The sequence below is a fragment of the Rhodoferax sp. genome (assembly GCF_034519335.1).
GTDB lineage: Bacteria > Pseudomonadota > Gammaproteobacteria > Burkholderiales > Burkholderiaceae_C > Allorhodoferax.
This window is the reverse complement of the sequence record NZ_JAXHOL010000014.1, coordinates 1-6,739: the sequence shown is the minus strand read 5'-3', so window position 1 is coordinate 6,739 and position 6,739 is coordinate 1. Positions and strand designations below refer to the sequence as shown.

Below are 6,739 nucleotides of genomic sequence, written 5' to 3'. Positions count from 1 at the left end.
TATGCTTCGGTTACGTGTTGCTATGGTTACCACGCTGACAACCCAGCCTGGCTGGTGGAGAGTGATGCACTGCGCGGCAACGAAGCCTTTGCCTATGCCCACCACAAACGCCTGGTGGAAGAGATGCTGGCGCAGTACCGTGCTAGCGCACCGCAGCTGCTGCAAACCGTGTTCCGCATTGGCACCATCTTGGGCGAAGGCGTGGACAACCAGATCACCGCATTGTTTGAAAAGCCGCGCTTGCTGGCCATACGCGGCAGCGATAGCCCGTTTGTATTCATCTGGGATACGGATGTGACCGGCGCCGTGCTGCATGCGCTGCAGCGCCGCCACGCGGGTTGTTTCAATCTGGCAGGCGATGGAGCCTTGCCCTTGCAGGCCATTGCCAAACGCTTGGGCAAACCGCTGCTCACCTTGCCGGCCTGGTTGCTCAAGAGCGCTTTGGCCGTGGGCCAAGCGCTGGGGGTGAGCCGTTATGGCCCGGAGCAACTGGACTTTTTGCGCTACCGCCCGGTGCTGCTGAACACCGCGCTCAAAAAAGACTTGGGTTATGTGCCCGGCAAGACCAGCAGCGAGGCACTGGACGCCTTTATTGCCGCCCGGGCCGCCCAAGGACGACCGGTGACGGTCACACGGGCCGCCGCATGAGCGGCGCACAGGTGCTGCGCCCCTGGAGCCGGGGCGACAGTCTGCGTGCACTGGCCGTGGTGGTGCTGTGGGGGCTGAACTTTGTGGTCATGAAGGTGGGCCTGCAGGGCCTGAGCCCCATGTTGCTGGGCGCGCTGCGTTTTGCTGCCGCGTCGCTGCCGTTTCTGTGGTGGGTGGGGCGCCCGCCGCTGCCTTGGCGTTATGTGCTGGCCTATGGGCTGGCGCAGGGGCTGGGGCAGTTCGGCTTTTTGTTTTGGGGGCTGCAGCTGGGCATGACGGCGGGCATGGCCTCGGTGGTGATGCAGATGCAGGCCTTTTTCACCCTGTTGCTGGCCGCGCCTATTCTGGGTGAGCGGGCGCGCAGCTGGCAGTGGGCTGGCTTGGTGCTGGCGTTGGGCGGCCTGCTGGCCATTGCCAGTGCGCATGGCGAGGGGCCGGGCCAAATGACACTGGTGGGGCTGGTGCTCACGGCCAGTGCGGCCTTTATGTGGGCGGTGTCCAACATCGTGGTGCGGCTGGCGGCCCGCCATGGCAGCTACGAGCCCTTTCCCTTCATTGTGTGGACGAGCGTGGTGCCCATCTTGCCCTTCACCGGCTTGGCGTTGTGGGCAGATGGTTGGGATGCTGTGGTGTCCCAGATCGCCGGGCTGCGCTGGCCAGCGGTGGCTTCGGTGCTGTATTTGGCTTGGCTTGCCACCCTGTTGGCCTACACGCTGTGGACGCGCTTGCTGCAGCGCCACACGGCGGGCAAGGTCACACCGTTTTCCTTGTTGGTACCGGTGGTGGGGCTGGCTGCTGCCGCACTGGCGTTTGGAGAAGTGCCCAAATTGCTGCAGTGGCTGGGAACTGGGGCGGTGTTGCTGGGGCTGCTGGTGAACCAAGCCGGGCAGTGGTGGGCGGCGCGCAAAACGCGCGCGTAGTGCGGTTCAGGCGCGATTCTGCGGCTGCAACAGCACCACCAGTGCGCCTGCGCCGCCTTGCGCGGGCTGCGCCTGTACAAAAGCCACTACCTCGCTTTTTTGCACCAGCCACTTGTGCACTTTGTCCTTGAGCACCGGCGCCTTGCCGGGCGAGCCCAGGCCCTTGCCGTGCACCACGCGCACGCAGCGAATGCCTTGTTTGTGCGCCTCGCGGATGAAGGCGCCGAGCGCTTCGCGCGCCTCGTCGCTGCGGTAGCCGTGCAGGTCAATCTGCTTCTGGATACTCCACTTGCCTTTGCGCAGCTTTTGCGTCACATCGGTGCCCACGCCGGGGCGGCGAAAGCTCAGGTGTTCGTCGGTGTCCAGCAGCGTGGTCACATCCACCTCGTCGCTCAGCGCTTCTTGCAGGGCCGCAGCGTCATCCAGCATTTGTTGCTTGGGAATCGGTTTGGGCGGCTCAGGCGCCAGCTTGGCGCGTTGGGGCGGCTCCAGCGGTTTCACCTTGCCAATGGCCGCTTGAAACAGGTTGCTGGCAGCAGCTTTGCGTTTGGCCTCGGCTGCCTTCTGGGCGGCCAGCGCGGCTTCGCGCGCGGCTTGCGCTTCGATTTCTTTTTTGACCAGTTTCAGGTCAGACAGGGCGTTGATCTTCATGGCTGCCCTTTATATGAGTCCGGTCTCGGCCATGGACAGTGCCTGGCCGGGCCCGACGATGATGTGGTCCAGCACCCGCACATCCACCAGGGCGAGCGCGGCCTTGAGCGTTTGCGTGAGCGCCTCGTCGGCACGGCTGGGCTGCACGCTGCCGCTGGGGTGGTTGTGCGCCAGCACCACGGCGGCTGCGCTGTGGTGCAGCGCGCGGATCACCACCTCGCGCGGGTACACGCTGGTTTGCGTGAGCGTGCCGCGAAACAGCTCTTCCATGGCCAGCAGCTTGTTCTGGCTATCCAGAAACAGCACCGCAAACACCTCATGCCCTTTGGCGGCCAGGTGCAGCTGCAGGTAGTGCTTGACGGCTTGTGGGTCGGCAAACACCTCGCGCTCTTGCAGGCGCTGCGCCATGGCGCGGCGGGCGAGCTCCAGCACCGCCACAATCTCGGCCCGCTTGGCCGGCCCCAGGCCTTTGACGCGCTTGAGGTCGTCTGCCGTGGCGTGCAGCAAGCCAGCTATACCTCCAAACCCGCCCTGGCCCCCGTCCGTATTGCGCGAGATGCTATCTTTTTTGAGTTGCAACAGCTCCTCGGCCATCTGCAACACGCCTTTGCCCGCAATGCCGGTGCGCAACAAAATCGCCAACAGCTCCGCATCGCTGAGCGCCCCAGGGCCGCGCGCAAGCAACTTCTCGCGCGGTTGGGCTTCCAGGGGGAGGTCTTTGAGGGGCATGGCAGCGTGGGCTGTGCAGGGGTGAATTCAGGGCTAAGCCCTGGCCTGATGGGGTCATCGGGGCTGGCTTTCTACAATAGAGGCCAGTTTATCGGGACTTTTATGACCAGCACGCTTCCCCGGGTTCAGCCGGGCTCCTTTCTCACCTTGCATTACCGCCTGGGCGGCCCGGCCGGGGACATCATCAACACCTTTACCGGCAAGCCCGCCACGCTGAGCTTGGGCACTGGCGAACTCTCGCCTGCGGTTGAGGCTTGCTTGATGGACATGGAAGAGGGCGCCCGCGCCACCTTTGAGCTGCCTGCAGGCGCCGCCTTCGGTGAGCGCAACCCCGACATGCAGCAATGGCTGGCGCGCAAGGTGCTCACGCAAATGGGCGACCCGCTGGAGACCTACAACGTGGGCGATGTGGTGCAGTTCCCCACCCCCGATGGCCAGGGGCAGTTTGCCGGTGTAGTGCTGCAACTGCGCGGCGAAGGCGCAGAGCGCGCGGTGTTGTTCGACTTCAACCACCCGCTGGCTGGCCAGCCGGTGACCTTTGAAGTGCAGCTGATTGGGGTGTTATGACTGCGCCGGTATTGCCGCAAGAAATCCTTCTGGCCGAGCCGCGCGGTTTTTGTGCCGGTGTGGACCGCGCCATTGAGATTGTGGAGAAGGCCTTGGCCAAGTTCGGCCGGCCCATTTATGTGCGCCACGAGATCGTGCACAACACCTATGTGGTGAACGACCTCAAAGAACGCGGCGCCATCTTCATCGAAGAGCTGGACGATGTACCCCCGGGTGCCACGCTGGTGTTCTCGGCCCATGGCGTGAGCCAGGCCATCCAGAAAGAGGCGGAGCGCCGCGGCTTCCAGATTTTTGACGCCACTTGCCCACTGGTGACCAAGGTGCACGTGGAAGTGGCCAAGCTGCACAAAGAGGGCTACGAGTTTGTGATGATCGGCCACAAGGGCCACCCGGAGGTGGAGGGCACCATGGGGCAGCTCGACAGTGGCATCCACTTGGTGGAAGACGTGGCCGATGTGGCCCGCATCCAGCCCACGCAAACTGACAAACTGGCGGTGGTGACGCAGACCACCTTGAGCGTGGACGACGCGGCAGAGATCACGGCTGCCGTAGTCGCCCGCTTTCCGCGTATTCAAAAACCCAAGATGCAAGACATCTGCTACGCCACCCAGAACCGCCAGGACGCGGTGAAGGTGATGAGCCCGCAGGTGGACATCGTCATCGTGGTGGGCAGCCCCACCAGTTCCAACAGCAACCGCCTGCGCGAAGTGGCCAAAAAACTGGGCACCGAGAGCTACATGGTGGACAACGCGGACGAGCTGCAACCCGAATGGTTTGAAGGCCGATCCCGTGTGGGCCTGACCGCCGGTGCCTCTGCCCCCGAGGTGCTGGTGAAGGCAGTGATCGACCGCATCAAGGCGCTGGGCGCCGTGTCGGTGCGCAAGATGGACGGCATTGAAGAAACCGTGAAGTTCCCGCTGCCCAAGGGGCTGAAGCTGGACGCGTGAGCACAGCGTTGTTTGCTATTAAAAAAGTAGCTGCTTGCGCAATAGAATAGGGCGCTAGAGCCTGATTTGACTTAAAAAGTACGAGAACACCATGTTAGACATTACCCTGCTGCGCAAAGACCTGGATTCGGTGGTCGCCCGCCTGCTGACGCGCAAGAACCCCCAAGCCTTCCTGAATGTGGACGCCTTCACCGCGCTGGAAGCCGAGCGCAAGACCATCCAGATGCGTACCGAAGAGATGCAGGCCAAGCGCAACAGCGTGAGCAAGCAAATCGGCATGCTCAAAGGCAAGGGCCAACACGCTGAGGCCGACGCTGCCATGGCCGAAGTGAGCACCCTGAAAGTCGAGCTGGAGGCCTCTGCCACCCGCCTCGACGCTATCCAGGCTGAGATGGAAAAAATGCTGCTGGCCGTGCCCAACCTGCCGCACGAGAGCGTGCCCGTGGGCGCGGATGAGTCCGGCAATGTGGTGGTGCGCAGCTGGGGTACACCCAAGACCTATGACTTTGAAGTCAAGGACCATGTGGACCTCGGCCAGCCGCTGGGCTTGGACTTCGAGATGGGCGTGAAGCTGACCGGTTCACGCTTCACCGTGATGAAGGGCCAGATCGCCCGCCTGCACCGTGCACTCGCCCAGTTCATGCTGGACGTGCAGACCAACGAACACGGCTACACCGAGTGCTACACGCCCTACATCGTCAACGGCGACAGCCTGCGCGGCACTGGCCAGTTGCCCAAGTTTGAGGAAGACCTGTTCGCGGCCAAAAAGGGCGGGCAGGAGGGGGGCGATGAGAATGTGGACCTCTACCTGATCCCCACCAGCGAAGTGCCGCTGACCAACTTTGTGCGCGATGTGGTGTCCGCTGAATCCGATCTGCCGATCAAGCTGACCGCGCACACCCCCTGCTTCCGCTCGGAAGCCGGCAGCGCCGGACGCGACACGCGCGGCCTGATCCGCCAGCACCAGTTCGACAAGGTGGAGATGGTGCAGATCGTGCACCCCGAGAAGAGCTACGAAGCATTGGAAGCCATGACCGGCCACGCCGAAGCGATCTTGCAAAAGCTGGGTCTGCCCTACCGCGTGATGAGCCTGTGCACCGGCGACATGGGCTTTGGCGCCAGCAAGACCTATGACCTGGAAGTGTGGTTGCCCGCGCAAAACACCTACCGCGAAATCAGCTCGGTGTCCAACTGCGAAGCCTTCCAGGCCCGCCGCCTGCAGGCCCGCTTCAAGAACGCCCAGGGCAAGAACGAGCTGGTGCACACCTTGAACGGCTCCGGCCTGGCCGTGGGCCGCGCGCTGGTGGCCGTGCTGGAAAACCACCAGAACGCCGACGGCAGCATCACCGTGCCGGAGGTGCTGCGGCCGTACATGGGCGGACTGGCGCTGCTCAAGGCCTGAGCCGGTTGGGCAGGCCGCTGAGCCTGCTAGAATCACGCCGTCGTTTCGACCGACACGAATTCAGGAGAAGTGGCAGAGTGGTCGAATGTACCTGACTCGAAATCAGGCGTGTCGCAAGGCACCGAGGGTTCGAATCCCTCCTTCTCCGCCAGACCATTGACTTCCAACTGGCTATGTACAGCGGAAGTTGCTGAAGCCCCGCCTTGTGCGGGGTTTTTAACTGGGCTTCTGGCTGGGGCGTTTTCCGGGATGGCGTTTTCAACATATTCGCACTGACATCGGCTTACATTGCGTTTAGCAGCGATGAAAGTATCAGCGTGATATACTAAGCAGATACAAGACATTACGTTGAACCCTATTCAGAGCTGCATGATCCAGTAATTGATCAGGAAGGCCAGGTATTGGTCAAGTTTGAGTGTTGGGAGGTGGATATCAGTGACGTGATTCCCCATGGCATTCGCTACTCACTTCACCCTGCATGCCCCGAGTGGTGGCGAGATCTTGGGATATGACAACGCGCATGCAGGTCAAATGAGGTAAGAAAAGTATTCGGGGCAAAGGTTGACGTTCCAATGTCCTAAGCACCGACGTTGCCGACAAAGATTATTGCCTATGTGTTTCCAGGATGCGCATCAGTTGATGTCGGATTTCTTCAGAAGTTGATTCGGTGCTCAAGAGGTGAAATCAAAATGGGGTCATCAAGATTGGCATTGCGCCACAGGAAAAAAATTCGCGAGCGTAATGACCCAGCCCGTCGCAAAAGGGCGAACTCAAACTAAAGGCCATCGGACCCCAGATCTGGTTTACGTCGAGGTTCGATCAATGACGCGCCGGCATCCTCCATCGTGTTGTAGAAAGCAATGCGTAATACTTCT

At 61.8% G+C, this 6,739-nt stretch carries 6 protein-coding genes, 1 tRNA gene and 1 pseudogene; 6 read left to right on the top strand and 2 right to left on the bottom strand.

Features of this window, described 5'->3' with window-relative positions:
* Both U5O12_RS06560 and U5O12_RS06555 read left to right on the top strand, forming a co-directional pair.
* Nucleotides 1–648 (top strand): annotated as a pseudogene (locus U5O12_RS06560) (epimerase); the annotation flags it as partial.
* The gene (locus U5O12_RS06555; protein WP_322577858.1) at nucleotides 645–1,568 is read left to right on the top strand and encodes an EamA family transporter; all 924 of its coding nucleotides are present in this window, start codon (nucleotides 645–647) and stop codon (nucleotides 1,566–1,568) included. The pseudogene U5O12_RS06560 and the gene U5O12_RS06555, both read left to right, overlap by 4 nt.
* 6 nt (nucleotides 1,569–1,574) lie before the next feature.
* On the opposite strand, the gene U5O12_RS06550 is transcribed toward U5O12_RS06555, so the two are convergent.
* Together U5O12_RS06550 and radC are read right to left on the bottom strand one after the other, a co-directional pair.
* A complete protein-coding gene (locus U5O12_RS06550) occupies nucleotides 1,575–2,219 on the bottom strand; it encodes a Smr/MutS family protein (protein ID WP_322577857.1) in 645 nt (214 codons plus the stop codon).
* A 9-nt stretch (nucleotides 2,220–2,228) separates the two neighbouring features.
* Nucleotides 2,229–2,948, bottom strand: coding sequence for a RadC family protein (gene radC, locus U5O12_RS06545; RefSeq protein WP_322577856.1), 720 nt, complete (start codon nucleotides 2,946–2,948; stop codon nucleotides 2,229–2,231).
* Nucleotides 2,949–3,050: 102 nt separating this feature from the next.
* On the opposite strand from radC, the gene U5O12_RS06540 reads away from it, so the two are divergent.
* From U5O12_RS06540 to U5O12_RS06525, 4 genes are all read left to right on the top strand, one after another.
* Nucleotides 3,051–3,515, top strand: coding sequence for an FKBP-type peptidyl-prolyl cis-trans isomerase (locus U5O12_RS06540; protein ID WP_322577855.1), 465 nt, complete (start codon nucleotides 3,051–3,053; stop codon nucleotides 3,513–3,515).
* Nucleotides 3,512–4,462, top strand: a complete 951-nt coding sequence (gene ispH / locus U5O12_RS06535) for a 4-hydroxy-3-methylbut-2-enyl diphosphate reductase (RefSeq protein ID WP_322577854.1) — start codon at nucleotides 3,512–3,514, stop codon at nucleotides 4,460–4,462. The genes U5O12_RS06540 and ispH overlap by 4 nt, the downstream gene beginning before the upstream one ends.
* Before the next feature lie 91 nt (nucleotides 4,463–4,553).
* Nucleotides 4,554–5,864 (top strand): serine--tRNA ligase, encoded by a 1,311-nt coding sequence (serS, locus tag U5O12_RS06530; protein WP_322577853.1) that lies wholly within the window; start codon nucleotides 4,554–4,556, stop codon nucleotides 5,862–5,864.
* Nucleotides 5,865–5,927: 63 nt separating this feature from the next.
* Nucleotides 5,928–6,015, top strand: a tRNA-Ser gene (locus U5O12_RS06525).
* The last annotated feature ends 724 nt before the right edge of the window (nucleotides 6,016–6,739 follow it).